At 69.3% G+C, this 25076-nt stretch carries 22 protein-coding genes and 1 tRNA gene; 11 read left to right on the forward strand and 12 right to left on the reverse strand.

What is annotated here, in order from left to right:
* Positions 1–102: 102 nt before the first annotated feature.
* The gene (xseA, locus tag FF100_RS03835; protein ID WP_139034202.1) at positions 103–1665 is read left to right on the forward strand and encodes an exodeoxyribonuclease VII large subunit; all 1563 of its coding nucleotides are present in this window, start codon (positions 103–105) and stop codon (positions 1663–1665) included.
* Between the two features lie 220 nt (positions 1666–1885).
* Here xseA and FF100_RS03840 read toward each other — a convergent pair whose 3' ends face one another.
* From FF100_RS03840 to FF100_RS03855, 4 genes are all read right to left on the reverse strand, one after another.
* Entirely contained in the window at positions 1886–2602 is a 717-nt protein-coding gene (locus FF100_RS03840) for a DUF1013 domain-containing protein (RefSeq protein WP_139034203.1), read from the reverse strand.
* A 319-nt stretch (positions 2603–2921) separates the two neighbouring features.
* A complete protein-coding gene (locus FF100_RS03845) occupies positions 2922–3866 on the reverse strand; it encodes a ribose-phosphate pyrophosphokinase (RefSeq protein WP_139034204.1) in 945 nt (314 codons plus the stop codon).
* A 256-nt stretch (positions 3867–4122) separates the two neighbouring features.
* Positions 4123–4371: a DUF4170 domain-containing protein gene (locus tag FF100_RS03850; protein WP_139034205.1), complete on the reverse strand. Its 249-nt coding sequence runs from the start codon at positions 4369–4371 to the stop codon at positions 4123–4125.
* 291 nt (positions 4372–4662) lie between these two features.
* Complete coding sequence (locus FF100_RS03855; protein WP_139034206.1) at positions 4663–5745, reverse strand: alkene reductase; 1083 nt, start codon at positions 5743–5745, stop codon at positions 4663–4665.
* Positions 5746–6033: 288 nt separating this feature from the next.
* On the opposite strand from FF100_RS03855, the gene FF100_RS03865 reads away from it, so the two are divergent.
* Positions 6034–7686 carry a DUF3825 domain-containing protein gene (locus tag FF100_RS03865; RefSeq protein ID WP_171070027.1) on the forward strand — a complete coding sequence of 551 codons (1653 nt, stop codon included), beginning with the start codon at positions 6034–6036 and terminating at the stop codon, positions 7684–7686.
* A 128-nt stretch (positions 7687–7814) separates the two neighbouring features.
* Here the strand turns inward: FF100_RS03865 and FF100_RS03870 are convergent, their stop codons facing one another.
* The 3 genes from FF100_RS03870 to FF100_RS03880 form a co-directional block, all read right to left on the reverse strand.
* Positions 7815–8219, reverse strand: coding sequence for a hypothetical protein (locus FF100_RS03870; RefSeq protein WP_139034208.1), 405 nt, complete (start codon positions 8217–8219; stop codon positions 7815–7817).
* A gap of 192 nt (positions 8220–8411) precedes the next feature.
* Positions 8412–10685, reverse strand: coding sequence for a xanthine dehydrogenase family protein molybdopterin-binding subunit (locus tag FF100_RS03875; RefSeq protein WP_139034314.1), 2274 nt, complete (start codon positions 10683–10685; stop codon positions 8412–8414).
* A gap of 65 nt (positions 10686–10750) precedes the next feature.
* Positions 10751–11230 (reverse strand): (2Fe-2S)-binding protein, encoded by a 480-nt coding sequence (locus FF100_RS03880; RefSeq protein WP_139034209.1) that lies wholly within the window; start codon positions 11228–11230, stop codon positions 10751–10753.
* Between the two features lie 604 nt (positions 11231–11834).
* Here FF100_RS03880 and rpsA point away from each other — a divergent pair.
* The 8 genes from rpsA (at position 11835) to FF100_RS03920 (ending at position 18942) form a co-directional block, all read left to right on the forward strand.
* Positions 11835–13547 (forward strand): 30S ribosomal protein S1, encoded by a 1713-nt coding sequence (gene rpsA / locus FF100_RS03885; protein ID WP_139034210.1) that lies wholly within the window; start codon positions 11835–11837, stop codon positions 13545–13547.
* Positions 13548–13791: 244 nt separating this feature from the next.
* Complete coding sequence (gene sppA / locus FF100_RS03890; protein WP_139034211.1) at positions 13792–14748, forward strand: signal peptide peptidase SppA; 957 nt, start codon at positions 13792–13794, stop codon at positions 14746–14748.
* A gap of 60 nt (positions 14749–14808) precedes the next feature.
* Positions 14809–15135, forward strand: coding sequence for an integration host factor subunit beta (gene ihfB, locus FF100_RS03895; RefSeq protein WP_048443025.1), 327 nt, complete (start codon positions 14809–14811; stop codon positions 15133–15135).
* A gap of 142 nt (positions 15136–15277) precedes the next feature.
* A complete protein-coding gene (locus FF100_RS03900; protein ID WP_139034212.1) occupies positions 15278–15634 on the forward strand; it encodes a lipopolysaccharide assembly protein LapA domain-containing protein in 357 nt (118 codons plus the stop codon).
* A gap of 2 nt (positions 15635–15636) precedes the next feature.
* Positions 15637–16575, forward strand: coding sequence for a bifunctional Delta(1)-pyrroline-2-carboxylate/Delta(1)-piperideine-2-carboxylate reductase (lhpI, locus tag FF100_RS03905; protein WP_139034213.1), 939 nt, complete (start codon positions 15637–15639; stop codon positions 16573–16575).
* Between the two features lie 160 nt (positions 16576–16735).
* Positions 16736–17464 (forward strand): phosphoribosylanthranilate isomerase, encoded by a 729-nt coding sequence (locus FF100_RS03910; protein ID WP_139034214.1) that lies wholly within the window; start codon positions 16736–16738, stop codon positions 17462–17464.
* Between the two features lie 17 nt (positions 17465–17481).
* Positions 17482–18741 carry a tryptophan synthase subunit beta gene (trpB, locus tag FF100_RS03915; RefSeq protein ID WP_139034215.1) on the forward strand — a complete coding sequence of 420 codons (1260 nt, stop codon included), beginning with the start codon at positions 17482–17484 and terminating at the stop codon, positions 18739–18741.
* 124 nt (positions 18742–18865) lie between these two features.
* Positions 18866–18942, forward strand: a tRNA-Met gene (locus FF100_RS03920).
* Here the strand turns inward: FF100_RS03920 and FF100_RS03925 are convergent.
* The 5 genes from FF100_RS03925 to FF100_RS03945 form a co-directional block, all read right to left on the reverse strand.
* Positions 18899–20527, reverse strand: coding sequence for a recombinase family protein (locus FF100_RS03925; RefSeq protein ID WP_139034315.1), 1629 nt, complete (start codon positions 20525–20527; stop codon positions 18899–18901). The genes FF100_RS03920 and FF100_RS03925 overlap by 44 nt on opposite strands.
* Before the next feature lie 591 nt (positions 20528–21118).
* Positions 21119–22678: a YfjI family protein gene (locus tag FF100_RS03930; RefSeq protein ID WP_139034216.1), complete on the reverse strand. Its 1560-nt coding sequence runs from the start codon at positions 22676–22678 to the stop codon at positions 21119–21121.
* On the reverse strand, positions 22675–23508 hold the full coding sequence (locus FF100_RS03935) for a DUF7146 domain-containing protein (RefSeq protein ID WP_171069993.1): 834 nt from the start codon (positions 23506–23508) through the stop codon (positions 22675–22677). The genes FF100_RS03930 and FF100_RS03935 overlap by 4 nt, the downstream gene beginning before the upstream one ends.
* A 103-nt stretch (positions 23509–23611) precedes the next feature.
* On the reverse strand, positions 23612–23821 hold the full coding sequence (locus tag FF100_RS03940; RefSeq protein WP_139034218.1) for a hypothetical protein: 210 nt from the start codon (positions 23819–23821) through the stop codon (positions 23612–23614).
* Positions 23822–24087: 266 nt separating this feature from the next.
* Positions 24088–24297 carry a helix-turn-helix domain-containing protein gene (locus tag FF100_RS03945; protein ID WP_246101901.1) on the reverse strand — a complete coding sequence of 70 codons (210 nt, stop codon included), beginning with the start codon at positions 24295–24297 and terminating at the stop codon, positions 24088–24090.
* Between the two features lie 124 nt (positions 24298–24421).
* Here FF100_RS03945 and FF100_RS03950 point away from each other — a divergent pair, with 124 nt between their 5' ends.
* Positions 24422–24982 (forward strand): hypothetical protein, encoded by a 561-nt coding sequence (locus tag FF100_RS03950; protein ID WP_139034220.1) that lies wholly within the window; start codon positions 24422–24424, stop codon positions 24980–24982.
* Positions 24983–25076 lie beyond the last annotated feature (94 nt).

Consider the following 25076-nt stretch of genomic DNA (forward strand, 5'->3'; position numbering starts at 1 on the left):
GCCGTCCGCAGCAACCGGGACTGATGCGCGGGGGCCACGGCCTGCCGCAAGGCTGGGGACCGCCCTTCCGCGGCCGGGCCCGAGCCGGTAGCGTCGCGCGCGATGTCGGCCTCCGCTCTCTCAACCCCGATCGCCAACGTGCCCGAATGGTCGGTCACCGAACTGGCGACCGCCCTCAAGCGCACCCTCGAGGATGCGTTCGGGCATGTGCGCCTCAAGGGCGAGATCTCGGGCTATCGCGGCCCGCACGGCTCCGGCCACGCCTATTTCAGCCTGAAGGACGGCGGCGCCAAGATCGACGCCGTGATCTGGAAGGGCACGATGCTGCGGCTGCGCCACAAGCCCAAGGAGGGGCTCGAGGTCGTGGTCACCGGGCGGATCACCACCTATCCGGGCAAGTCCGCCTACCAGATCGTGGTCGATTCGCTCGAACCCGCCGGGGCCGGCGCCTGGATGGCGCTCCTGGAGGAGCGCCGGCGCGTGCTGGCCGCCGAAGGCCTGTTCGACGCCGCCCGCAAGCGGCCGGTGCCGTACTTGCCGCTCGTCGTCGGCGTCGTCACCTCGCCGACCGGGGCGGTGATTCGCGACATCCTGCACCGTCTCGCCGACCGGTTCCCGCGTCCCGTCCTGGTCTGGCCGGTGCGGGTGCAGGGGGAGGGCGCGGCCGAGGAGATCGCGGCGGCGATCCACGGCTTCAACGCGCTCGAGCCCGGCGGCGCGATCCCGCGGCCGGACGTGCTGATCGTCGCCCGCGGCGGCGGCTCGATCGAGGATCTGTGGTGCTTCAACGAGGAGATCGTGGTCCGCGCCGCCGCGGCGAGCGTGATCCCGCTGATCTCCGCCGTCGGCCACGAGACCGACGTCACCCTGATCGACCACGCCGCCGACCGGCGCGCGCCGACCCCGACCGGCGCGGCCGAGATGGCGGTGCCGGTGCTGCACGAGTTGCTGGCCGACCTCGATTCCCTGAGCCGGCGCCATGCCGGCGCGCTCTCGCGCCTCGTCGAGCAGCGCCGGGGTGAGCTGCGCGGCCTCGCCCGCGCCCTGCCGGGGCCTGAGGCGCTGCTGGCCCAGAAGCGCCAGCGCCTCGACCTCGCGGAAGCCCGCCTGGCGCCTGCGCTCGCCGCCAATGCCCGCGATGCGCAAAGCCGCCTCAACCGGGCACTCCAGGGGCTCGCCCGCAACCCGCCCTCCCTGCGGCTGGCGCGGGCCCGCGAGCGCCTGGCGGCGATCGACCACCGCCCGCGTCACGCCCTGGAGCGGGTGCTGGCGGTGCAGGGCGAGCGGCTGAGCGGCGTGTCGCGCCGGCTCGACCGGGCGCCGGGTCAGGGGTTGGAGCGCCTGGCCGCGCGCCTGTCGCGGGCGACCGCCCTGTTTTCCAGCCTCAACTACCGCTCGGTGCTGGCCCGCGGCTACGCGCTGGTGCTCGACGGCTCGGGCAAGCCGGTCGGCTCGGCGGAGGCGGCGCGGGCCGCCGGCCGGCTGACGGTCGAGTTCGCGGACGGACGGGTGGCGGCCTCCGTCGATGGCGCGGCCGCGCCCGAGACGCCGCCCGAGCCGGCCCGGCCGGCGCCGCGCCGGGCGGCGAAGCGCAAGGAGCCGGGGGCGGAGACGAAAAAGGCGCCCGTGGCGGGCGCCGTGCAGGGATCGCTGTTCGAGAGCTGACCGGCTTCAAAAGCTGGCACCCCGAACCCTCCCCCCTCTGCGGGGGAGGGTGGCGCGGGAGAGGGGCAGCGCGACGGTGCCAGGTATGGCGCCCCCGGAGCGCTCGCGACCTCCTCGGAAGCGGCGTCCCCTGTCCCGGCTCGCTCCGATCGCCACCCTCCCCCGCAGAGGGGGGGAGGGTTCATGCGCGCGGCCGCGGCGATCGTCTCGAGCTGGCTCCTCAATACTCGTCGTCGTCCTCGTCCTCCCCGCCCTTCCGCATCGGCTTGAGGCGGGCGAAAACCGAATCGGCGTCCAGGCGCTCGTCGCGGCCGGGGCGGCGGTCGGCGTCGTGATCCTCGGGCTCGGGCAGGACCGAGAGCTCGGGCGGCATCAGGGTGGCGCCGCCTTCGGCGGACTCGACCAGCGGACGGTCCTTCGCGGCACGCTGGACTTCGAAATCGAGGTCGATCTGCGAGCACAGGCCGAGGGTCACCGGGTCCATCGGCTGCAGCGAGCCGGAATTCCAGTGGGTGCGCTCCCGGATCTGCTGGATCGTCGACTTGGTGGTGCCGACGAGGCGCATCACCTGCGCGTCCTTCAGCTCCGGGTGGTTGCGCAGCAGCCACAGGATGGCGTTCGGCCGGTCCTGGCGGCGCGACAGCGGGGTGTAGCGCGGGCCCTTGGTGCGCTTGACCTCGGGCAGCTTCACCTTCGACACCGCGACCTTCATGCGGTGGTTCGGATTGACCTGCGCCCGCTCGATCTCCTCGCGGGTGAGCTGGCCGGTCGAGACCGGGTCCAGGCCCTTGATGCCGGCCGCCACCTCGCCGTCGGCGATGCCCTTCACCTCGAGCGGGTGGAGCTTGCAGAAATCGGCGATCTGATCGAAGGACAGCGACGTATTCTCGACGAGCCACACGGCCGTCGCCTTCGGCATCAACGGTCCCTGGGACATTCCACACCTCCTCGGGCGTTCCGGCATTTCGCGGAACGCGGCCTGCCGCTCATCCGGGAAGCGGCCAGTCAAACACGGGCCCCTCGGCGGCGACAGGGCGCCCGGGGCGGAACCGGGAGGTCCCGCCGGCGTCCCGGGATATCAGGACGGCCTGTCTCACGCTGTGAGGGAATCGTCCGTTATATAGGCGCGTCGCAGGCCCGGCGCAAACCGCTTTCGCGGGCCCTGCCGCCTCGTTGCAGGCAAAGATGTCGTTGCTTGAAGCTCGAACGGCCCGCCGGCGGGAGACCGGCGGGCTCGCATCGGTCGGGGGGGTCGCTCAGACGAACAGGCTCGAGACGCTCGACTCCTCGGCGGTGCGCCCGATCGCCTCGCCGAGCAGCGGCGCGATGGTGACGACCCGGATGTTGCGGGCGAGCTTCACCGCCGCGGTCGGCTGGATCGAGTCGGTGATCACCAGCTCCTTGAGCTTCGAGGAGGCGATGCGCGACACCGCGCCCCCCGAGAGCACGCCGTGGGTGATGTAGGCCGAGACGTCCTTGGCGCCCTTGGCGAGGAGGGCCTCGGCGGCGTTGACGAGCGTGCCGCCCGAATCGACGATGTCGTCGACGAGGATGCAGGAGCGGCCCTCGACCTCGCCGATGATGTTCATCACCTCGGACTCGCCGGGACGGTCGCGGCGCTTGTCGACGATGGCGAGCGGCGCGTCGATGCGCTTGGCGAGCGCCCGGGCGCGGACCACGCCGCCGACGTCGGGCGACACCACCATCATGTCCGCGGGATCCATCCGCTCCTTGATGTCCCGCACCATCACGGGGGCGGAGAACAGGTTGTCGGTCGGGATGTCGAAGAAGCCCTGGATCTGGCCGGCATGCAGATCGAGGGTCATCACCCGGTCGGCGCCGGCCTCGGTGATGAGGTTGGCCACCAGCTTGGCCGAGATCGGGGTCCGGCCGGAGGTCCGCCGGTCCTGGCGGGCATAGCCGAAATACGGGATCACGGCGGTGATCCGCCGCGCCGAGGAGCGCCGCGCGGCGTCGATCATGATGAGCAGTTCCATCAGGTGATCGTTGGCCGGGAACGAGGTCGACTGGACGATGTAGACGTCCTCGCCGCGCACGTTCTCCTGGAGCTCGACGAAGATCTCCATGTCGGCGAAGCGGCGCACCGAGCAGACCGCCAGCGGCTTCTCGAGATAGGCCGCGATCGCCTCGGCCAGCGGGCGGCTCGCATTGCCGGCGACGATCTTGATCGAGGATTTCATCGTGCTTCCATCGTGGCCCGCGCCGAGAGCCCCGGCGCTGCCGCGCGGTCGGGAACCGCGCGCGCCGGGGTGAGGGGAGGATCGCATCGAGCTTCGCGCGATTGCGGGCCCCTCGCGCGACGATGCTCTCGTGTGACGGGCGAGGCTCTTAGCAGTGCCGGGATACCGTCACAATGCTTTCATGCGCGCGGAATCGCGAGGCGCCACCGGCATTCACCCGCACGGTGACTGCATCGTTACGCAGGGCGCCTGCGTTTCAGGGCTGCAGCAGCCGGTGGAGATGCACGATGAAGTAGCGGGTCTGGGCGCTGTCCACGGTCTGCTGCGCCTTGGCCTTCCAGGCCATGGCGGCGCTGGCATAGTCGGGGAAGATGCCGACGACGTCGAGCTTCGAGAGGTCGCGGAAGGTGACGCTGTCGAGGTCGGTCAGCTCGCCCCCGAACACCAGGTGGAGAAGCTGCTTTGGCTCCTGCGACGTCGCAGGGTTGTTGCCCGGATTGCTCATGCGCATCGTCTCCGCGTGCCGCCATGATGCCGCTCCGCGGTCCGGCGGGACGGCGCCTGCCCGGTGGACAGGCGCCGAGCGGCGTCGCAAACGCCGGGCGCCGCGTCAAGCCGGATCATGGTGCGGTGCACCCGCGCCCGCGTTCCGGCCGCCCCCCGACGCTCCAGGCGGCGTCGGGGGGCGGCAAAGCCGCCGTCAGGCGGCGTCGAGGGGCGGCAAAGCCGCCGTCAGGCGGCGTCGAGGGGCGGCAAAGCCGCCGTCAGGCGGCGTCGAGGGGCGGCAAAGCCGCCGTCAGGCGGCGTCGAGGGTCGGGTAGTCGATGTAGCCCTCCGGACCCTGGCTGTACCAGGTCTTGTAATTGTCCTTGGCGAGGGGCGCGCCCTGGGCGATCCGCTCCGGCAGGTCGGGATTGGCGATGAAGGTGCGGCCGAACGCGATCGCGTCGGCATGCCCCTCGTCGAGGGCGGCCTGCGCCTTCGGACCGTCATAGTCGGAGTTCAGCACCAGCGGCCCGCGGAACGCGGCCTTGATGGCGGGCGCCACCGGCGGCCGGGCGGCCTTGCCGAAGGTGCCGTTGGGCCCGGGCTCGCGCAGCTCCAGGAAGGCGACGCCGACCTGCGACAGGGCGGCGGCGGCGGCCGGGAACAGCGTCTCGGGATCGGGATCGTCGACGCCCTGGATCGGCTCGTTCGGCGACAGGCGCACCCCGGTCCGGTCGGCCCCGACGGTGTCGGCGACGGTGCGGGCGACCTCGGCGAGCAAGCGGATGCGGTTCTCCACCGGACCGCCGTAGCGGTCGTGGCGCAGGTTGGTGCCCGAGCGCAGGAACTGGTCGATCAGGTAGCCGTTCGCCGCGTGGATCTGGACCCCGTCGAACCCGGCCTCGATCGCGTTGCGGGCCGCCTTGGCGTAATCCTCGAGGAGCCGCGGGATCTCGTCCTCGCGCAACGGCCTTGCCTCGGCGTAGGGCTTCTTGCCGTCGTAGGTGTGGGCCTGGTCGGGTGCCGTGGTGGCCGACGCCGAGACGGGCTGGGCGCCGCCGAGGAAGTCCGGATGGACCACCCGGCCCATGTGCCAGAGCTGCGCGGCGATGCGGCCGCCGGCCTCGTGCACCGCGGCGACCACCGGCTTCCAAGCCTCGACCTGCTCAGATGACCACAGGCCCGGGGCGAAGGGCCAGCCGGTACCCTCCTGCGAGATGCCGGTGGCCTCGCTGATGATCAGGCCGGCGCCGGCGCGCTGGCGGTAATACTCGACCATGATCGGGGTCGGCACGTGGGCCCGGCTGGCGCGGCCGCGGGTCAGCGGCGCCATCAGGATGCGGTTCGGCGCCGCGATGGCGCCGAGCTGGATCGGGTCGAACAGGGACGGCACTTTTACTCTCTCCGGACTGTGGAGCCTCGGCTCGAAGGCCTAGTGCCCGGCGCGGCCGGGCGATGACGGTGACAGATGGGATGCCGGCGGAAGGATGCCAGATGGTGCAGTGCAGCGCGTGCCGTTGCGCACACACCCGGGCTTGCGCGGGACGCGACCGGCGCGTCGCCGCGCCGGGTGCGGGCCGCCGCCGACGATCGTTGACGCAATGCCCAGGTCTTGCTTATCGTCCGACAAGACAAGCCGCCTTGTTCGAGATTACTTGGCGCGATTTCCGCGAGACGGACAATGATGCAGCCGACCGGCAGATGGCGCACACTCGTAAATTCAGTCATTTCTGAGCATTCATTTCCCTCCGACGACATCATCGCGAAGATCCGGGAGGGCAAGCTCAATCGTCGGGACTATGTCTGGCAACCCGAATCCGGCATCGCCGAATGGACCCGGATCGAAGACACGGCGTTCTCGGCGTATTTCGACGAGCCGGTCGCAGTCCGACCGACCGCGCTCCCCGAGGGCGGGATCGTGCCGCGCCCGGCGATCCAGGGAGAGGCTCCCCGGGCCGGCTCGCCGTTCCCGGCCGCGGCCGATCCCGTCATCGGCGAACCGGTCTCCCGCATCGCGGCGGGTGCGGGGGCCGGCGAGGCCAAGGGCTCCGGCGACGCGCCGGCCGCCGAGGAGCCGACCTTCGCCCCGGTCGAGACCGGGACCGTGAAGCCGACCTACAACGAGGTCACCGGCTGGGGCTTCGTGCGGATCGAGGGCAAGCCCGACCTCTACTTCAAGATCAAGGGCGGCCCCTGCGTGGTGAAGCCGGGCCCGCACCCCCTCGCGGCCGGCAGCACGGTCACCGCCACGGTGGAGCGGGGCGGGGACGGGCGCTACTTCGCGACCTCGCTGCACGTCGACGCGCCGGCCCCCGCCCTGACGCCGGAGGAGCTGCAGGCGCGCCAGGAGCAGGGCGCCCGGGTGATCCAGGCACTGATGGAGCAGGCGCCGCCCGGCGTCTGGTTCACGCGCTGGTCCAACATCAAGATCAACGTCGCCGACAAGCGCAACCATAACGATGCGACCGTGCGCGGCCTCGCCCACATGGCCCTGGAGGAGGAGTGGAGCTTCAGCCATTCGCGCGATGCGCACCTCATCCTCCGGCAATACCTGAAATACACTTTCGTCCGGCTCGCCCGGGAGAACAAGATCCTGTATTCCGGGCCCTACGCCGCGTTCGATACCGGCCTGCTCGACAAGTTCTACGAGCCGATCTTCTGCCTGTGCGAGTACAACGAGGACGGAAACCGGTACAGCCACATCAATTTCTGCGTCGCCGGACAGGGACCGGCGGGCAAGCGGCTGATCTCGGTCTTCCCGGAACGGCCGGCGACCGCGCGCTACCTGACGCGGCTCGACGAGGTCATGTTCGATCCCGCCTGCCCCGTCACCGTGCAGTGGAGCCACATCGTCGAGGATGCGATCGAGCGCGGCCGCTTCCCACTCGCCTTCCTCCAGCGTTACGCCCCGGCCGGCTTTCGCGAACGGCTGAACGACCGGGCGGACGAGGCGTGGATGCGCGACTACGTGCGGGCGCTCACCGGCGACATCCAGGCGCACCGCGCCGTGGTCAGCCATGTCGGCGCGGCGATCGAGGCGGCGCGGAAGCGCGTGCGCTGGGACTACAAGACCGCCCTGCCGATCTACTACCCGGCCGAGAACGCGACGAGCTTCATCCTGCCGCTCGCGCTCCGGCCCGACGGGCGGCCGGACCTCGCCCTGGTGGCCCGGCGGGTGAACCCGAACGAGTATTACGGCGTCACCGTCTACACCCTCGAGATGGCTTACCTGGCGGCCCGGCTGATCGGGCCGCTCGCCGGGGCCGGCTGGCTCACCCCGCGGATCGAGGAGGCGACGAGCCTCCTCAGCTATACCGGCGATCTCACGCTGTAGGCGCCAGTCCGCGCGGCGTCGCCGTTCCATGAAACGCAACGGCGCACACCACTCCCCGTCATCCCAGGGCCGCGCAGCGGAGCCCGGGATGACAACGTGGGTCTTGGTTCAGTCGGCCCCCCCCCCGCTCACGACTTGTCCATCTTCTCCTTGGCGTCGGACACCGCCTTCATGCAGCCGGCCTCGTCGCCCTTCTTGTCGAGCTCGCGGGCGCGGTTGAGGCTGGCGCGGGCCTCCATCACGCCGGTGCCGCCGCCGCTCGCCCGGGCGACGTCGGCGGTGGCCTGCGTCTCGGCCGAGCCCGGGGCCGGGCCCTTCGGCAGGTTGGACGGGCTGGTGCCCTTCTCGGTCGCCGCCTCGGCCTGGGCCTCGCGGCGCGACGCCACCTCCTTGCCGCCGCTCGACGCCGCGATGGTCTCGCGGCCCTGCTCGGTCAGGCGCGGCTCCAGCGCCGAGATCTCGGTGCCGCAGGCGCCGGCATAGGCGGGCCCGGCGAGGCCGGCGAGGAGGCCGGCGGCGAGGATGAGCTTCATGGCGTGTCTCTCCCGGTCATGACTCTTGCACCCGAACCTCAGCCCGGATGGCTCTCGTCCGCGAACACCCGCCCGGGGGGAGGGGTTCCGGCGGGAGCGCGAGACGATCCGGAAAAAAAGGGACCGCCCCCGGCGGGAGGCGGTCCCTCGTCTTGCATCCCGCGGGGCGCGACACGCCCCGCGGACCCATCCTCACGCGCTCAGCTTGTCGCGCATCGGCAGCTGGCGGATGCGCCGGCCGGTCGCCGCGAAGATCGCGTTGGCGATGGCCGGCGCCACCGGCGGCACGCCGGGCTCGCCGACGCCGCCGAGCGGCTTGTCCCAGGACCCGCCCTGGACGAGGTGCACGTTGATGATCTTGGGCGCCTCGTTGATCCGGGTCAGCTCGTAGGTGTCGTAGTTGTCCTGGACGGCGCGGCCGTTCTTGAAGGTGATCTGGGCCGTGAGCGCGAGGCCCATGCCCATCACCACCGCACCCTCGAGCTGCGAGCGCACCCGCTCCGGGTTGACCTGCTGGCCGCTGTCGATGGCGATGTCGACCCGCTGGACGGTGACCTCGCCCTTCGGCCCGACCTCGACCTCGGCGACGGCCGCCGTGTAGGTCACGAAGCTGTAATGCGCCGCGATGCCGAGGCCGCGGCCCTTCTCCACCTTGCGGCCCCAGCCGGCGCCCTGCGCCACCGCCTCGATCACGTTGCGCAGGCGCCCGGTGTCGTAGGGGTAGCGCGAGGGATCCTCGCCGTAGTTCCAGGCATCTCCGATCTTGACCGGATCGATGATCCGGGCCGGGCCGATCACGTCGAGGAGGTAGTCCTTCGGGTCGCGGCCGGCCATGTGGGCGAGCTCGTCCAGGAACGACTGCACCGCGAAGGCCCGCGGGATGTTCGACACCGAGCGGAACCAGCCGATGCGGACATGGGCGTCGGCGGGCGGGTTCTCCATCCGCATGTTGGGGATGTTGAACGGCACGTTGACGAGGCCCATCCCGAGCTCGATCGGGATCTGCTCCTTGGCGCCGGCGACGAAGGTCGAGCCGATGGTCGGGGCGGCACTGCGGTGCAGCCAGGCGATCGGCATGCCCTTGTCGTCGAGGCCGGCCTCCAGCCGCTCGACCGAGACGGTGTGGTAGTAGCCGTGATGAAGGTCGTCCTCGCGGGTCCAGGTCATCTTGACCGGGGCACCGTCCATCGCCTTCGAGCAGAGCGCGGCCTCGACGAAGTAGTCGGGCTTCGACTTGCGGCCGAAGCCGCCGCCGAGCAGCGTCACGTTGACCGTGACGGTCTTCGGGTCGACCCCGAGGCGCTTGGCGATGCGGTCGCGGGCGGCCTGGGGCGACTGCACGCAGCCCCACGCCTCGATCGCGCCGTCCTTGGCGATCCTGACGGTCGCGGCCGGCGGCTCCATCGGGGCCTGGACGAGGTGCGGGATGTAGTACTCGGCCTCGAGGCGCTTGACCGCCTTCTTCATCGCCGCGTCGACGTCGCCTTCCTGGCGCACCACCTTGCCGGGCTTGCGCACGGCCTGTTCCAGGGCGGCCCGGTAGGCGTCCGAGTCGTAGCTGGCGTTCGGCCCGTCCTCGAAGGTGGGATTGAGCGCCTCGCGGCCCTTGATCGCCGCCCAGGTGTTGCGGGCGATGACCGCGACGCCGCCGGTCGGCATGAACTCGTAGGGCGGGGCCGGCGGATCGATGGTCACGACCTTGACGACGCCCGGCACCTTCATGGCGGCGGCTTCATCGAAGCTCTTGACCTTGCCGCCGAAGACCGGCGGGCGGGCGACCACGGCGTAGAGCATCCCCTCGACGCGGGTGTCGAGGCCGTACTGCGCCTTGCCGGTGGTGATGCCGACATTGTCGATGAGGCCGACGCGGCCCTTGCCGATATAGCGGAAGGCCGACGGGTCCTTGAGCTTGACCGATGCGCGGTCCGGCACCGGCACGGATGCCGCGGCCTGCGCCACCTCGCCGAAGCCGATCCGGCGGCCGGACTTGGCGTGGACGAGGGCGTGGTTCTCGGCCGCGACCTCCCCGGCCGGCACGTTCCACTGCTTGGCGGCGGCCTCGACCAGCATCGCGCGGGCGGCGGCACCGGCGCGGCGCAGCGGCATGAAGAAGTGCCGGAGCGAGCGCGAACCGTCGGTGTCCTGGTTGCCGAAGCGCTCCTCGTCGCCATGCGCCTGGGTCACCTTGACCTTGGCCCAGTCGGCGTCGAGCTCGTCGGCGATGACGAGCGCCACCGAGGTGCGCACGCCCTGACCCATCTCGGCGCGGGTGCAGGTCACCGTCACGGTGCCGTCCGGGGCGATCGCGACGAACAGGGTCGGGTCGTCGCGCCAGCCATGCGGCATGCCGTCGGCACCGAATCCCTTCTCGGCCGCCTGCACGCCTTGGGGTTTCAGCGACAGGGCGAGCACCAGGGCGCCGGCGCCCGCCAGAAGCCCGCGGCGGCTGAGCTGGCCGGGGGACACCTTGGCGACGACGGAGTCCGGCTCGTCGGCCGGGGCGGCCTTGAGGAAGGAGGAGAGGTCGTGAATCACAGGCGATCTCCCTGGCCGGCCTTCGGGGTCAGCCCCGCCGCCTGCTTGATGGCGGCGCGGATGCGCGGATAGGTGCCGCACCGGCACAGGTTGCCGCTCATCGTGTTGTCGATGTCGGCATCGGTCGGCTTCGGGGTCTCCTTGAGGAGGGCGGCCGCCTGCATGATCTGCCCGGTCTGGCAGTAGCCGCACTGCGCCACGTTCAGCTCGCGCCAGGCCGCCTGGACCGGGTGGTTGCCGTCCGGCGACAGGCCCTCGATCGTGACGATCGGCTGACCGTCGGCGGCCGAGACCGCGGTCTGGCAGGCGCGCACCGCGGTGCCGCCGACATGGATGGTGCAGGCACCGCAGGCCGCGACGCCGCAGCCGAACTTGGTGCCCGTCAGGCCGAGCTCGTCCCGCAGGTACCACAGCAGCGGCATCTCGGGATCGCCGTCGAAGCGGCGCTCCTCCCCGTTCACGTTGAGCTTGATCATCGTCGCCCTCCGGCTTCGGGAGGTGTCGGGGCGCCCCGCGGACACGATTCCGGTCGCGGCACCCACCCTCCCTCTGGTTCAGTCGATTCTGCACTCAAGTCTCAGGCGCCGCGGCCCCGCCCGGGCCCGCGCCTCGTTCCTCCCTCAACGCCGCGCGCGGCGTGCCGTCTTGCTTGCTTGGGCGGCCGGGTCCCCGACGGGCCGGTCCACCTTGGCCCGAACATGAGAATGGTTTCAGGCTAGGAATGGGTAACCCGGACCGGCGCATGGGGGCAAGACGGGCGCGGGAAACACTGGCAATCACGGTGCGGTGATCGCACCGGCGCCGCAACGCCTTGCCGCGGGGCGGATTTTCCTGTATCGGCCCAACCTCCGGTGGTCCGATACCGGGATGCCGCATGCCGGGCGACGAGCCTGGCCCCGCGCGCTCCGGCCGGGACACCCGGAACACACGTTTTCGCCCGTCGATCACGCGCCGGCCCGCGCCCCGTTTCGGGGAGCGGCGGTTCCGAGGAAGTTCGGAACTCCGGCGGGCGGAAGCGGCCCGTTGATACGAGCCGCCGGCGCCGTCCCCCCGGATAGGGTGGGACGAAAGGGAGCATAGATGTCCGCAGGTTTGCAAGGCGCCGCGTCGAGCCGCGAGGATTTCGCCGCCCTCCTGGAAGAGTCGTTCCGGGAGCACGAGATCACGGAAGGCTCCGTGGTCAAGGGTCGGGTGGTGGCGATCGAGAAGGACGTCGCCGTCATCGACATCGGGGCCAAGACCGAGGGCCGCGTCGCCCTCAAGGAGTTCACGGGCCCCGGCCGTGACCAGCCGATCACCGTCGGCGACGAGGTCGAGGTCTACGTCGACCGCATCGAGAACGCGCTGGGCGAAGCCGTCATCTCGCGCGACAAGGCGCGCCGCGAGGAGAGCTGGGTCAAGCTCGAGAAGGCGTTCGAGAACAACGAGCGCGTCAGCGGCACGATCTTCAACCAGGTCAAGGGCGGCTATACCGTCGACCTCGACGGCGCCGTGGCGTTCCTGCCGCGCTCGCAGGTCGACATCCGCCCGGTTCGCGACGTCACCCCGCTGATGGGCACGCCGCAGCCGTTCCAGATCCTCAAGATGGATCGCCGCCGCGGCAACATCGTGGTGTCGCGCCGCACCGTGCTCGAGGAGAGCCGGGCCGAGCAGCGCTCCGAGCTGGTGGCCAACCTCGAAGAGGGTCAGGTCATCGACGGCGTGGTCAAGAACATCACCGAGTACGGTGCGTTCGTCGACCTCGGCGGCATCGACGGCCTGCTGCACGTCACCGACATGGCGTGGCGCCGCGTCAACCACCCGTCCGAGGTGGTCAACATCGGTCAGACCGTCAAGGTCAAGATCATCAAGATCAACCACGAGACGCACCGCATCTCGCTCGGCATCAAGCAGCTCCTGGCCGACCCGTGGGAGGGCATCGCCGCCCGCTACCCGGTCAACGCCAAGCTCAAGGGCCGCGTGACCAACATCACCGATTACGGCGCCTTCGTGGAGCTGGAGCCGGGGATCGAGGGCCTGATCCACGTCTCGGAGATGAGCTGGACCAAGAAGAACGTCCATCCGGGCAAGATCGTCTCCACCTCCCAGGAGGTCGAGGTTCAGATCCTGGAGGTCGATCCGGTCAAGCGCCGCATCTCGCTCGGCCTGAAGCAGACCCTGCAGAACCCGTGGGAGGCCTTTTCCGAGAAGCACCCGCCGGGCACCGAGGTCGAGGGCGAGGTCAAGAACAAGACCGAGTTCGGTCTGTTCATCGGCCTCGAGGGCGACGTCGACGGCATGGTCCACCTCTCGGACCTCGACTGGAACCGTCCGGGCGAGCAGGTCATCGACGAGTTCAAGAAGGGCGACGTGGTGCGCGCCCAGGTTCTCGACGTCGACGTCGAGAAGGAGCGCATCTCGCTCGGCATCAAGCAGCTCGCCGGCGACCCCTTCGCCGATGCCGGTGACGGCATCCGCAAGGGCCAGGTCGTCACCTGCGAGGTGCTCGAGGTCAAGGACTCGGGCATCGAGGTCAAGATCGTCGATTCCGACCTCCAGGCCTTCATCCGCCGCGCCGACCTCGCCCGCGAGCGCAACGACCAGCGCCCCGAGCGCTTCGCCGCCGGCGAGAAGCTCGATGCCCGCGTGACGCAGTTCGACCGCAAGGCCCGCCGCGTCCAGCTCTCCATCAAGGCCCTCGAGATGGCCGAGGAGAAGGAGGCGATCGCCCAGTACGGTTCGGCCGATTCGGGCGCCTCGCTCGGCGACATCCTCGGCGCGGCCCTCAAGGCCCGCCAGGGCGACAAGAAGTAAGGGATCCGCCCGGGCCTCCCGGCCCGGGCACCTCGACGAGACCGAACGCCCGCGCAGGCCCCCCTGCGCGGGCGTTCTCGCGTCCGCATCACCCGATGGAGGATGGAAATGCCGCCAATCCCGCTCTTGCCGCTGCGCGACGGCCGGGGGTAGAACACCCCGGGAGCGAGTTGCGCCAATGACTTGCAGGCTTGCGGCCTGCGGCGAGGGCACCTCGGAGGTCACACCAGGATACGGGCGCCGCATGGCCATCGATGCCGAACTTCTCCTCGACCGGCGTGCCTTGCGCCGGAAGCTGTCCGTGTGGCGCGCGATCGGGGTCGGGGCGCTGATCGTCGCCGCCGGCGCCGTCGGCTGGCGGGCGGCCGGGGGCAGGGGGCTGTCCGCCGTCACGCCGCAGATCGCCCGCATCAGCATCGACGGCTTCATCGCCGGCAGCGAGAAGACCCGCGAGCTGATGAAGCGCGTCGGCGATTCGAGCGCCGTCTCGGGCGTCGTGGTCTCGATCAACTCGCCGGGCGGCACCACCACCGGCTCGGAAGAGCTCTTCCGCAACCTGCGGGCGCTGGCCGAGAAGAAGCCGATCGTCGCCTTCGTCGACGGCACCGCGGCCTCGGGCGCCTACATCACGGCGATCGCCGCCGACCATATCGTGGCGCGCGAGACCTCGCTCGTCGGCTCGATCGGCGTGCTGTTCCAATACCCGGAGGTGTCCGGCCTCCTCGACAAGATCGGCGTGAAGGTCGACGAGGTGAAGTCCTCGCCGCTCAAGGCGGAGCCGAGCGGCTTCCACCCGACCCCGCCGGAGGCCCGCGCCGCCCTCCAGGCGATCGTCGGCGACACCTACGGCTGGTTCAAGGACCTGGTGGCCGAGCGCCGCAAGATGAACCCCGACCAGATCAAGACGGTGGCGGACGGGCGGGTGTTCAGCGGCCGGCAGAGTGTGCCGCTCGGCCTGATCGACGAAACCGGCAGCGAGCGACAGGCCATCGCCTGGCTCGAGCGCGAGAAGGGCATCCCCAAGAACCTGCCGGTGCGGGACTGGAAGCCGCGCTCCGACAACCGCTTCGGCCTGTTCTCGGCCGCGGCGGCCGGCGCCGGCCTGCTGGGATACGACGACCTCGCCGCGCGGCTGCGGCAGGCCGGGGACGAGACGGCGAGCCTGACCCAGGGCGGCCTGCTCGCGGTCTGGCGCCCATAAGGCCAGACGCCCCGCGCCTCCTTCCCGGCCAGCCCCGCCTCTCCCGAGACCGTACCGACCATGATCAAGTCCGAGCTGGTGCTCAAGATCGCCGAGCAGAACCCGCATCTGTATCAGCGCGACGTCGAGAACATCGTCAACGCCATCCTCGACACCATCGCCGACGCGCTCGCGCGGGGCGACCGGGTCGAGCTGCGCGGCTTCGGCGCCTTCTCGGTCAAGCGGCGGGAGGCGCGGCGCGGCCGCAACCCGCGCACCGGCGCCGCCGTGGCGGTGGCCGAGAAGGCGATCCCGGTATTCAAGACCGGCAAGGAGATGCGCCTGCGCCTGAACGCCGCCGGGATCGGCGCCGACGAGCCGAGCCGGGCCGAGGCCGCCGTGAGCTGACGCCGAATCGATGGCGTCGAGCCGGTCCTGACGCACCGTCGCCACTGGCGCTCGAACGCCGGCGCGTTACAACTTTGCCCGCGGGGCTCCGTCCGGCGGCCCCGCTTCCCTCCGCATCACCGACGAAAGACCGGGTTTCCCGATGATCCGCTTCCTCAAGGGCCTGATCCTGCTGCCCATCGCGATCGTGGTCGTGCTGCTGGCGGTGGCCAACCGCCAGCCGGTGATGCTGTCCTTCGATCCGTTCACCGACGGGACGCCGGCCTTCAGCCTGCAATTGCCGCTCTACGCGCTGATCTTCGCCGCGGTGGCGCTCGGCGTCGTCGTCGGCGGCGTCGGCTCCTGGCTCGGCCAGGGCGACAACCGCCGCGACCGCCGCGCCAAGGGCCGCGAGCTCAACCGCCTGCGCGGCGAGACCGAGCGCCTGCGCCAGACCGTCGCCGCCACCACCCCGACCGTCGGCCGCACCGCGCTCCCGGCCCCGGTCAGCCGGGCCTGACCATGCGGTGGATCGGCGAGGGCGAGATCGATGCGGCCCTGACCCCGGCCCGCATGGTCGAGGCGCTGGCGACCGCGTTCCGGGCCGGCGCGACCGCGCCGACCCGCCATCACCACGCCATCGAGACCGCGCCGGACGGCGCCTCGCTCCTCCTGATGCCGGCCTGGACCGCCGACTATGTCGGCGTGAAGATCCTGACGCTGTTTCCGGGCAACCCGGCGAAGGGCCTCGAGACGATCCAGGGCGGGGTGCTCCTGTGCGACGGCCGCGACGGCCGGCCCCTGGCGCTCCTCGACGGCGCCCGCCTGACCCTGTGGCGCACCGCCGCCGCCTCGGCGCTGGCCGCCCGCCACCTCGCCCGGGACGATACCGCGCGAATGGTGATGGTGGGCTCCGGCGCCCTCGCCCCCGCGCTGATCCGCGCCCACGCCGCCGTCCGGCCGATCCGCGACGTCGCGATCTGGAACCGCCGGGCCGAGGGGGCGGCGCGCCTCGCCGCATCGCTCCGCGCCGAGGGCATCCCCGCCCGTCCGGTCACCGACCTCGCGGCGGCGGTCGGCGATGCGGACCTCGTCTCCTGCGCCACCCTGTCGACCGAACCGCTGGTGCGGGGCGCCTGGCTGCGGCCCGGCACCCATCTCGACCTCGTCGGCGCCTTCACGCCGACGATGCGCGAGGCCGACGACGAGGCCCTGCTGCGCGGGCCGGTCTACGTCGACACGCCCGACGCGCTCAAGAAGGGCGGCGACGTCGCGGTGGCGATCCAGTCCGGGGCGCTCGCGGCCGAGGCGGTTGCCGGCGATCTGACCGCCCTCTGCCGGGGCGAGGCGCACGGCCGCCGGAGCCCGCACGAGATCACCGTCTTCAAGTCGGTCGGCGCCGCGATCGAGGACCTCGCCGCCGCGGCGGCGGTGTGGGAGAGCCTGGCGCCGCCGGCCTGAGCCGGTTTGCGACCGCCGGATTCGACCCCGTCCGCGTCATCCCCGGGCCGCGACGCGGAACCCGCGATGGGAGGGAAATGGCGACGAGGCAGGCGTGCGAATCGCCCTTCCACCTCCCGCGCCACGTGCGGGACGAACCGGATCGGCCTATATGGAGCGGATGTCGCCCGCTCCTGCCCGAACCTGCCTCGTCAAGATCTGCGGCCTCAGCACGCCCGAGACGCTGGAGGCCGCGATCGCCGCCGGCGCCGACCAGATCGGCCTGGTCCATTTTCCCAAGAGCCCGCGCCACGTCGACCTCGCCCTCGGCGCCGCCCTGTCGCGGCAGGCCCGGGGCCGGACCGAGCGCGTCGTCCTGCTGGTCGACCCCGACGACGCTCTCGTCGATGCGGTGATCGAGGCGCTGGACCCGGACTGGCTCCAGCTCCACGGCCGTGAGAGCCCGGAGCGGGTCGCGGCCCTGCGCACCCGCATCGGACGCCCGGTGATGAAGGCGCTCGGCATCGCGACCGCCGACGACCTCGCCCGCGCGGCCGGCTACGCGACCAGCAGCGACCGGCTTCTCTACGACGCCAAGCCCGCGCCCGGCGCGGTTCTGCCGGGCGGCAACGGCCACGCCTTCGACTGGTCGCTGCTGGCGGGCGCCGGCCGCGACGACCCGTTCATGCTCTCGGGCGGCCTGACCTCCGAGACCGTCGCCGAGGCCGTCGCGATCACCGCCGCGCAGGCCGTCGACGTGTCGTCGGGCGTCGAGAGCGCCCCCGGCGTGAAGGACCCGGACCGCATCGCCGCCTTCGTGGCGGCGGCCAAAGCCGCCGCAGGCGGAGAGACGACCGCCGGGACGGCTGCGTCCGCAGCGCAAATTGCCCCAGCGGCGCGAAGGGCGTAAGGCCGCCGCCGAGGACGATGTTTCGCCCAAACCTTCCAGATGCAAGGGCTCCTGCCGTGACCGCTCCCCAGAATCCGAACTCGTTCCGCACCGGCCCCGACGAGCGCGGCCGCTTCGGCATCTTCGGCGGCCGCTTCGTGGCCGAGACCCTGATGCCCAACATCCTCGCTCTGGAAAAGGCCTATGCCGAGGCGAAGGCCGACCCGTCGTTCCAGGCCGAGATGACGAGCTACCTGACGCACTATGTCGGCCGGCCGAGCCCGCTCTACTACGCCGAGCGGCTCTCCGAGCATCTCGGCGGCGCGAAGATCTACTTCAAGCGTGAGGAGCTGAACCACACCGGCTCGCACAAGGTGAACAACGTGCTGGGCCAGATCCTGCTCGCCCGGCGCATGGGCAAGCCGCGGATCATCGCCGAGACGGGAGCGGGCCAGCATGGCGTCGCCACCGCGACGCTCTGTGCCCGGTTCGGCCTGAAATGCGTCGTTTACATGGGCGCGGTCGACGTGGAGCGGCAGAAGCCGAACGTGTTTCGGATGAAGATGCTCGGCGCCGAGGTGGTGCCGGTGGAATCCGGCACGCGCACCCTCAAGGACGCGATGAACGAGGCCCTCCGCGACTGGGTCACCAACGTCGCCGATACCTTCTACTGCATCGGCACGGTGGCGGGCCCGCATCCCTACCCGGCGATGGTGCGCGACTTCCAGTCGATCATCGGCATCGAGACCAAGGCGCAGATGCTGGAGCAGGAGGGCCGCCTGCCTGACTCGCTCGTCGCCTGCATCGGCGGCGGCTCGAACGCCATGGGGCTGTTCCATCCCTTCCTCGACGATCGCGAGGTCGCGATCTACGGCGTCGAGGCGGCCGGTCACGGCGTGTCGAGCGGCCTGCACGCCGCCTCGCTCTCCGGCGGCAAGCCGGGCGTGCTGCACGGCAACCGCACCTACCTGCTTGTGGACGGCGACGGCCAGATCGCCGATGCGCACTCGATCTCCGCCGGCCTCGACTATCCGGGCATCGGTCCCGAGCATGCCTGGCTGCACGAGATGGGCCGCGTCACCTACCTGTCGGCGACCGACAGCGAGACCCTGGAGGCGTTCCGGCTCTGCTCGCTGATGGAGGGCATCATCCCCGCCCTGGAGCCGGCCCACGCGCTCGCCAAGGTCAAGGAGCTCGCCCCCCGCCTGCCGCGCGACCACCTGATGGTCGTCAACCTCTCGGGCCGCGGCGACAAGGACATCCCCCAGGTCGCCGAGATCCTGGGCGACGCGCTCTGATTCCACCCAGCGCCTCGCTGTCGTGGCGAGGCGCAAAAAGGCCTGCGACGGTTCCTTGACAGGCCCGGCCACCTCCCCCTATATCCGCGCCACCGCAGAGCCGGACACGCACCGGCCACCGCGCGGCGGAGTAGCTCAGTTGGTCAGAGCAGAGGAATCATAATCCTTGTGTCGGGGGTTCAAATCCCTCCTCCGCTACCACTAAAACCCCACTAAGGGTTTCCGGCCGCCCTCGGGCTACTAAAGCTGTTAGGCGGCCTTTCACTTCGACCTCTATGCCTTGACGACGAGCGCCGGGCAGGACCGTGACGGTCTCGATAAGGCCTCGGAACGTCTGCACGAGATGGCGGCTTGCTTCGTCGGTCGCCCGTGCATGGTCGCTCAACCTCCCCGAGAGATCCTTGATCTGCGCCAGGTAGCTGGTGACGACGTTCTCCTCGATCGTGAGCAGGTTGGGCGTGTCGGACAGCTGGGCAAGCTCGATCTCCAGGGTCGCCTGCTCTGACTTGATCGTCGGCAAGCGCGCCGCAGCGTCGGCCTCGGTGACGAAGCCCTTTAGATAGCCACTCATCAACCGGGCGTGTTCCGCCTCCAGGGCCTTCAGCCGACTTTCGAGCTTGGCACGCTCACCGCCTGAGCCCGAAGCTAACCGCCGCCGAGCCTCGTTGTAGCGCGACACGTAGATATCGATCAGCCGGCGGTCCCGTAACGCCTCCTCCATGCCAGACACCACGGCCTGCTCGATCAGGGGCAGGTAGACGATGCGGCGGTTGTCGCAGCATCCACTTTCCCGCACAGCCGAGCATCGGACCCGCGTCTTGCCGGTGTGGTCCCGATCATGAACCGAGAGGCCAGAGCCGCACGCATGACAGCGTAGGAGGCCCGAGAGCAGGTAGGGCTGTCGCCGCACGAATTGCGGGTAGTCGTTGGTCCTAGTCGCCTTCACGGCCCGGACACGGTCCCACACATCATCAGACACGATGCGGAGGCGAGGGGCCTCGACGGCTTGCCACAGCTCCTTCGGGTTCGGTCGCGAGACGCGCCGGCCCGTATCGGGGTTCTTGAGCATCTGGACCTTGTTCCAGACGATCCGCCCCACATACAGCTCGTTGAAGACGAGCCCCGTTCCCCGTGCCGAGTTGCCATTGATGGTCGAGGCGTTCCAGTGACGGCCGCGGGGAGGGGGCACGCCTTCCCGGTTCAGGTCCGAGGCGATATCGCGAGGCTGGCGGCCGTTGGCGTACTCCGTGAGAACGCGCCGGACGATCGCCGCCTCGGCCTCATCGATAGCGAGTTCACCCCGTTGCCCGGGTACGGGTCGGTAGCCGTAGGCTCGGCCTCCGGCGTGCCGCCCGCTTCGGATGACGCCTGCCATACCCCGACGTACCTTCTTGGCGCCCTCCTCACGCTGCATTTGCCCAACCAAGCCGAAGAGGCCTGCCATGGTCGCATCCAGCTTGCCGCCGCTATGGACGGACCGGAGTTCGATCCCGAGAAAGGTGAAGCGGTCGAACAGATCGCCGGTGTCTCTCATGGACCGGGCGAGGCGGTCGGAATGCTCGACGATCACAGCATCAAAGGCGTGCTCCCGAGCCTGTGCCATGAGGCTGATCAGGCCATCGCGACCGAGGATCGAAGCGCCGGACTTGGCTCGATCGCAGTAGGTAGCGACGACAGCGAAACCCTCTCGTTGCGCGTAGGCCCGGCAGATCGCGACCTGATCCTCGACAGAGCGCTCGTTCTGGAGGTCCGTCGAGAACCGCGCATAGATCGCCGCTCGCTTCATTACCGCTTCGCCTTCATCGCTGGGTTTCGGCCGGCCAGAGCTGCGTGATGGTCACGCTGGGCTGCCGCGTCCGCAAGGGCTTCGACGAACCGGACGAGGTCGGGGTCGAGAGGAGCCAGGCTCCGCGCCCGACGTGTGTCGAGCTGGATCACCATGTGCGCTGCTCCCCGCTCCTTGCCGCGCCGTGCGCTTGGTTTTCCGGGGCGGCCGACGGCTGAAGAAGGAGCAGCGCGCAGGAAGCTCTATCCTGCTTCCACGTGCCGATAGTGTCATTTGTGCCGGTAGGGGCCTCACCGGATCGGTGTAGGCCGCGATCTCGGATGGTGGCAGCGATCGACATGCGACCCACTCTATATCCAGAACCCGTGCCGATAGCGTCATTAGTGCCGGTAGCCGGCTTGTCCGGGCGACACAGCCGGCGATCATGCACGGAGGCGAGTGTCCGTTTATGGCACTCGTTATACCGGGAGCGCGTGCCAATAGTGTCGTTGGTGCCGATAGGTTCGGTCAGGACGTTCGCGAAGAGTGCTGCCGGCACTAATGGCACTACCGGCACAGCGGGCCCTCCGAACCAAGTCGCCGCCGCGTCTGTCATGACAGCCTCGCGAACACAACCGGGTTGACCTGGTAGCGCTTCGCAGCCTTGCCCTTGGTGGGGCCGGCTCTCGTGAACCGAGGGCGGATCAGGTTGGCTTCCACCAAGCCGTCGCAGGCGCTGTTCATCTGATCGGCTTCGCGCAGCGGACCGCCGATCTCCCGCCTCAGGTCCCGGGCGACGAAGTCCGTCCGGCCGGTTCTGCGAAGGTGGCGCGCGAGATAAATCGCCTGGCGCTCCGCCGTCGGGATCGAGGCATCGCCGTAGACGCGCTCGGCCATGGGGATGAAGTAGGCCTGCAGCAGCTCCACGGCACACCGCATTGCCGATGCGCCTATCTCCTCCGGCTCGGCCTCCTGGCGGGCGCACCACCAGAGGTGATCGATCACGGTGGCGATACGGAGAGCGTGACCACGGGCCTTGCCAAGAGTGCCGGCGAAGAGGCCTGTCGCCTCGTGAGCACGACGGGCCATCTCCCGGGCGAACGCCTCCAAGATGTCTTCCGCCTCGCGCGTCAGGCGCAGCAGCTTCGGCTCGAGGTTGCCGAACCGATCAGCATCCATCGCCAAGCCAGTTAGCCGCGCGAAGGCCGCCTGCATCGGGCCGTCGTCATGCAACTCGCGCGCGAGGCGGAAATCCGGCGATGCATCGGGCCAGCACCACAGTAGCCGGGCTGCAAGGCCGTCGTCCGGGCCCTCGATGATGGCAGAGAGCCGTTCAGGCTGGATGCCGCCGAGCACCCCGACCGAGAGGTGCCGAATGTTGACCGGCTCAGGGTTCTTCACCCGATCCACCACGTAGGAGCGGCCGCCATACATCTCGATCGCGAAGGCTCGATCCGAACCGCCGGTGCTGTAGCGGTCGAGGCCACCGATGAAGCCGGAGAGTTCGTCGCGCACTAGGAGTAGGCCACGGGGCAGGCCGGCTGCCAGCATTCCCAGCTTCTCGGCCGTCACGTCGGCAACCCGGATGCGCGGCCGGATGGGTGCGGCGGGCTCGGCCGCGTCCCTCGGCTGCGGGGGCGGGTTCTCGCCAGCTTTGATCGCCGCCTTCACATCGGCCTTCCAGGCTTCGTTACGCGCCTCTGCGGCCTGCTTGCGGGTGGCAAAATCGGTCTGAACCTCGTCGAAGTCGGCGGCCATTAGATCCTCGGCATGGCGCACCAAGCCGAAGGCGGCATCCATGGACGGCGATTTGCTGGAGGAAGGCGCCCCGACCTCGGCGCACCAGAGGATCGGCGGCTCTGACCAAGTTGCACCGGCCAGCGGCCAGCGCACGTTCGCGATAGCGGCACCGGTACACGCCATGAGCGCAACGGCAACATAGTCGGGCGGAGCGCAGGCGCCGCGGGCCTTCATCTCCACCCAGTCGGCCCACGGCCCGAGAACGGTCAGCGGAAACGCTGGAGCAGGCCGGCGGCCCGTGCCCAGGTAAGAGATGTCGGCTTCGCCCCATGCGTCGGGGTCGTCTTGATCCTGGTAGGATGCGGGCGCGAACGGCGAGCGCTCGTAGGCCTCCGAGTCAGCCTCAATCGGATGCTTTCCGTTGAACGTCATGCCGGCGAGCCTCCCATGATAATGTCGTTCATGTCGCCGCCGGTGCGGGGACGTACGATTTCGACCGCACGGCCGGCTTCCACCCAGCGCAGACCGCAGGACTGGATCGCGGCGGCGTTGGCGCCCTTGGCGTCGGTCTCTCCGAGAACGGTCAGGCAACCGATGCCAGGCAGAACCGGGAAGGTGCTGATGGCGCCGACACTGCCCAGCGCCCATACGGGCTTGATCCCGAGTTGGCGGGCGGCAATGCCGGTCTCGATGCCCTCGCCGATGACGAGGCCGTGCGTGACCTCCGCATCGGCGTCGAGCTTGATGGCGGCACCGATCGCGCCGCCGTACATCTTCCGAGCCTCGGCGCCCTCGAACCGCTTGCGACCGTCATGCGCCAAAGCTGTCCGATGGATGCCTGTCGGCTCGTCGGTGTGCGCATCGCGAAACAGCGCGATCATCGCCGGTACGGTCCGATCACCCCAGGGGCAGATCGGGTGGAAGCGGAGCACCTCGCCGGCCAGGTCGGCGGGCAACTCGAGGCCGCGGTTGCGCAGGTAGGTCTCAACCAGGGTGCCGCGCGGGTCGTGAGCTGCGTTCCAGATCCGCAAGGCGCGCTGGCGCTTGGTGAGAGCTTCTGCCTCGGCTGCGGCCCTGGCCTTCTCCCGGACGGCGCTGCGGCGCGCGGTCTCGGCCGGATCGACGCTGATGCGTGTTCCGTCCTGCCAAGCAGGTAGCCCTAAGGCGTTCCGCACGTAGTCCCGGCACACCCCGAAGGGATCGCCCGCGAAAGAGTGAACCGTGAAGCGTTCGGGGGAGGCTGGGTTGATCCACACGGACATTGACCGGTCCGGGCGCGTGTGACCGGGGCCGGGAGCAAGTACGTGTCCCCGGCCGACGACTTCTCCGCCTAGTGCGCGGGCGATTGCGCGATCGTTGAGAAGGTCAGCCCCGAGCACTCGCCACCTCCTGAACAGAGAGGCGGCCGGCCCGGCGTACACGGCGCCAGACCGTGTGCCGGTCGCGAGAGCTGTCCGCGATCTCCCAGCCGAAGCCATAGGGTGGCCGGACGATGCTCGACCATGAGCCGTCGCTGTGATCGAGCTTGGCGTCGCGAGTGACGGCGTACTCGTAAAGGGAGTCATGCGCGGTCATTAGCGCGCCTCCGTCACTGAGAAGGCCGCGGCTGCCATGGCACGAGCGACGCTCTCGCTCACGGCGACACGGGCCAGGATCCTGCGCACTGCGAGATCCTGATCGTAATCGCGGTCGGATTTTGATTGCCCTTCGAGGGCTAACCCATTAAATACGGTCATGCAAGTTTAGACCTTTTCGGCCCCGCACGGCTTCCCGTGACGGGGCCGTCTTTTTGCGAAGCTGCTGCGAAGTGCCGGTAGGACTTTCCCTCCGACGGTGGAAGATCAGGCGGCGATGGGCTCGGGCTTGATGCCGAGCATTTCACGCAGCTTCGCGCTCGGGACACGGTATTGGCCGCCGACCTTGATGGATGGGATGTCTCCCGCTTCACGCGCCCGATAGGCTGCGTTCTTCCCGATCCCGAGCACGCGCGCAGCCAGCGCAACGTCCACGGTCGGCTCTGTCAGCACCTTAAGGATGTCGTCCGCGGCCACGGCTCGCTCCATCAGTTTGCGCCATGTTTTTATGGCGCAAACCGATGAAAGCTGAAGCCGGAACGGTTGTCAACTTACGCGAATGGGAATATGTGGGAAACACGGTGACAGAAGGGTACGCGGCATGGCCGAGGCTGAGAAAAAGGTGGCGAAGCGCACTGGCAGGCCGCCGAAGAACCCCGAGTTGGGGAAGCGCATCAACGTGATGTTCCGCCTCAACGAGGCGCGGCGTGATCAGCTTATGCGCGACGCTGAGCGGAACGGCCGCTCTATGAGCGAGGAAATAGAGTACCGTCTCGAAAGATCATATACAGACGTTGATGCCATATCTCGATATTTTGGTCGCCCCGAAACCGTTGAGTTGGCTTTAACTATAAGCTCTCTTTCTGATAGAATTGAAAAAGAAACGGGAAAGAAATGGTCAGAAGATAGTTATACTATGAAAATGTTTTATAGCGCCATAACGCGAATTATGCATCTTTATTTTGAGGAGCACAAAGGCGAATTACTATCTAAGCCGGAAATTGGTAAAAATCAGAAACTGCCGGCCGATCATCCGGGGTATTTTCTTGGAATGACATGCGCAGACGCGCTTTCATTAGCTATGGGGTTGGATACAAGCGTAAAGAAAAATTGGGATGAATTTATGAAGACGCGTCAGGACCAGACGCAAGCCAATAATTAGATAAACATTATAACGCATGCAAAATATGCATAGGTACGACTAAAATATCTATTTGATATGGCCAAATATAGAAACAAACAAAAAAAGAAAGTGA

The organism is Methylobacterium terricola (genome assembly GCF_006151805.1).
In the GTDB taxonomy this organism is placed as follows: Bacteria; Pseudomonadota; Alphaproteobacteria; order Rhizobiales; family Beijerinckiaceae; genus Methylobacterium; species Methylobacterium terricola.

Coding starts and splice junctions, on each gene's coding strand:
- xseA (WP_139034202.1), top strand. CDS start 103: ATGTCGGCCTCCGCTCTCTCAACCCCGATCGCCAACGTGCCCGAATGG.
- FF100_RS03840 (WP_139034203.1), bottom strand. CDS start 2,602: ATGTCCCAGGGACCGTTGATGCCGAAGGCGACGGCCGTGTGGCTCGTC.
- FF100_RS03845 (WP_139034204.1), bottom strand. CDS start 3,866: ATGAAATCCTCGATCAAGATCGTCGCCGGCAATGCGAGCCGCCCGCTG.
- FF100_RS03850 (WP_139034205.1), bottom strand. CDS start 4,371: ATGAGCAATCCGGGCAACAACCCTGCGACGTCGCAGGAGCCAAAGCAG.
- FF100_RS03865 (WP_171070027.1), top strand. CDS start 6,034: ATGATGCAGCCGACCGGCAGATGGCGCACACTCGTAAATTCAGTCATT.
- FF100_RS03870 (WP_139034208.1), bottom strand. CDS start 8,219: ATGAAGCTCATCCTCGCCGCCGGCCTCCTCGCCGGCCTCGCCGGGCCC.
- FF100_RS03880 (WP_139034209.1), bottom strand. CDS start 11,230: ATGATCAAGCTCAACGTGAACGGGGAGGAGCGCCGCTTCGACGGCGAT.
- rpsA (WP_139034210.1), top strand. CDS start 11,835: ATGTCCGCAGGTTTGCAAGGCGCCGCGTCGAGCCGCGAGGATTTCGCC.
- sppA (WP_139034211.1), top strand. CDS start 13,792: ATGGCCATCGATGCCGAACTTCTCCTCGACCGGCGTGCCTTGCGCCGG.
- ihfB (WP_048443025.1), top strand. CDS start 14,809: ATGATCAAGTCCGAGCTGGTGCTCAAGATCGCCGAGCAGAACCCGCAT.
- FF100_RS03900 (WP_139034212.1), top strand. CDS start 15,278: ATGATCCGCTTCCTCAAGGGCCTGATCCTGCTGCCCATCGCGATCGTG.
- lhpI (WP_139034213.1), top strand. CDS start 15,637: ATGCGGTGGATCGGCGAGGGCGAGATCGATGCGGCCCTGACCCCGGCC.
- FF100_RS03910 (WP_139034214.1), top strand. CDS start 16,736: ATGTCGCCCGCTCCTGCCCGAACCTGCCTCGTCAAGATCTGCGGCCTC.
- trpB (WP_139034215.1), top strand. CDS start 17,482: ATGTTTCGCCCAAACCTTCCAGATGCAAGGGCTCCTGCCGTGACCGCT.
- FF100_RS03925 (WP_139034315.1), bottom strand. CDS start 20,527: ATGAAGCGAGCGGCGATCTATGCGCGGTTCTCGACGGACCTCCAGAAC.
- FF100_RS03930 (WP_139034216.1), bottom strand. CDS start 22,678: ATGACGTTCAACGGAAAGCATCCGATTGAGGCTGACTCGGAGGCCTAC.
- FF100_RS03935 (WP_171069993.1), bottom strand. CDS start 23,508: ATGTCCGTGTGGATCAACCCAGCCTCCCCCGAACGCTTCACGGTTCAC.
- FF100_RS03940 (WP_139034218.1), bottom strand. CDS start 23,821: ATGACCGCGCATGACTCCCTTTACGAGTACGCCGTCACTCGCGACGCC.
- FF100_RS03950 (WP_139034220.1), top strand. CDS start 24,422: ATGGCCGAGGCTGAGAAAAAGGTGGCGAAGCGCACTGGCAGGCCGCCG.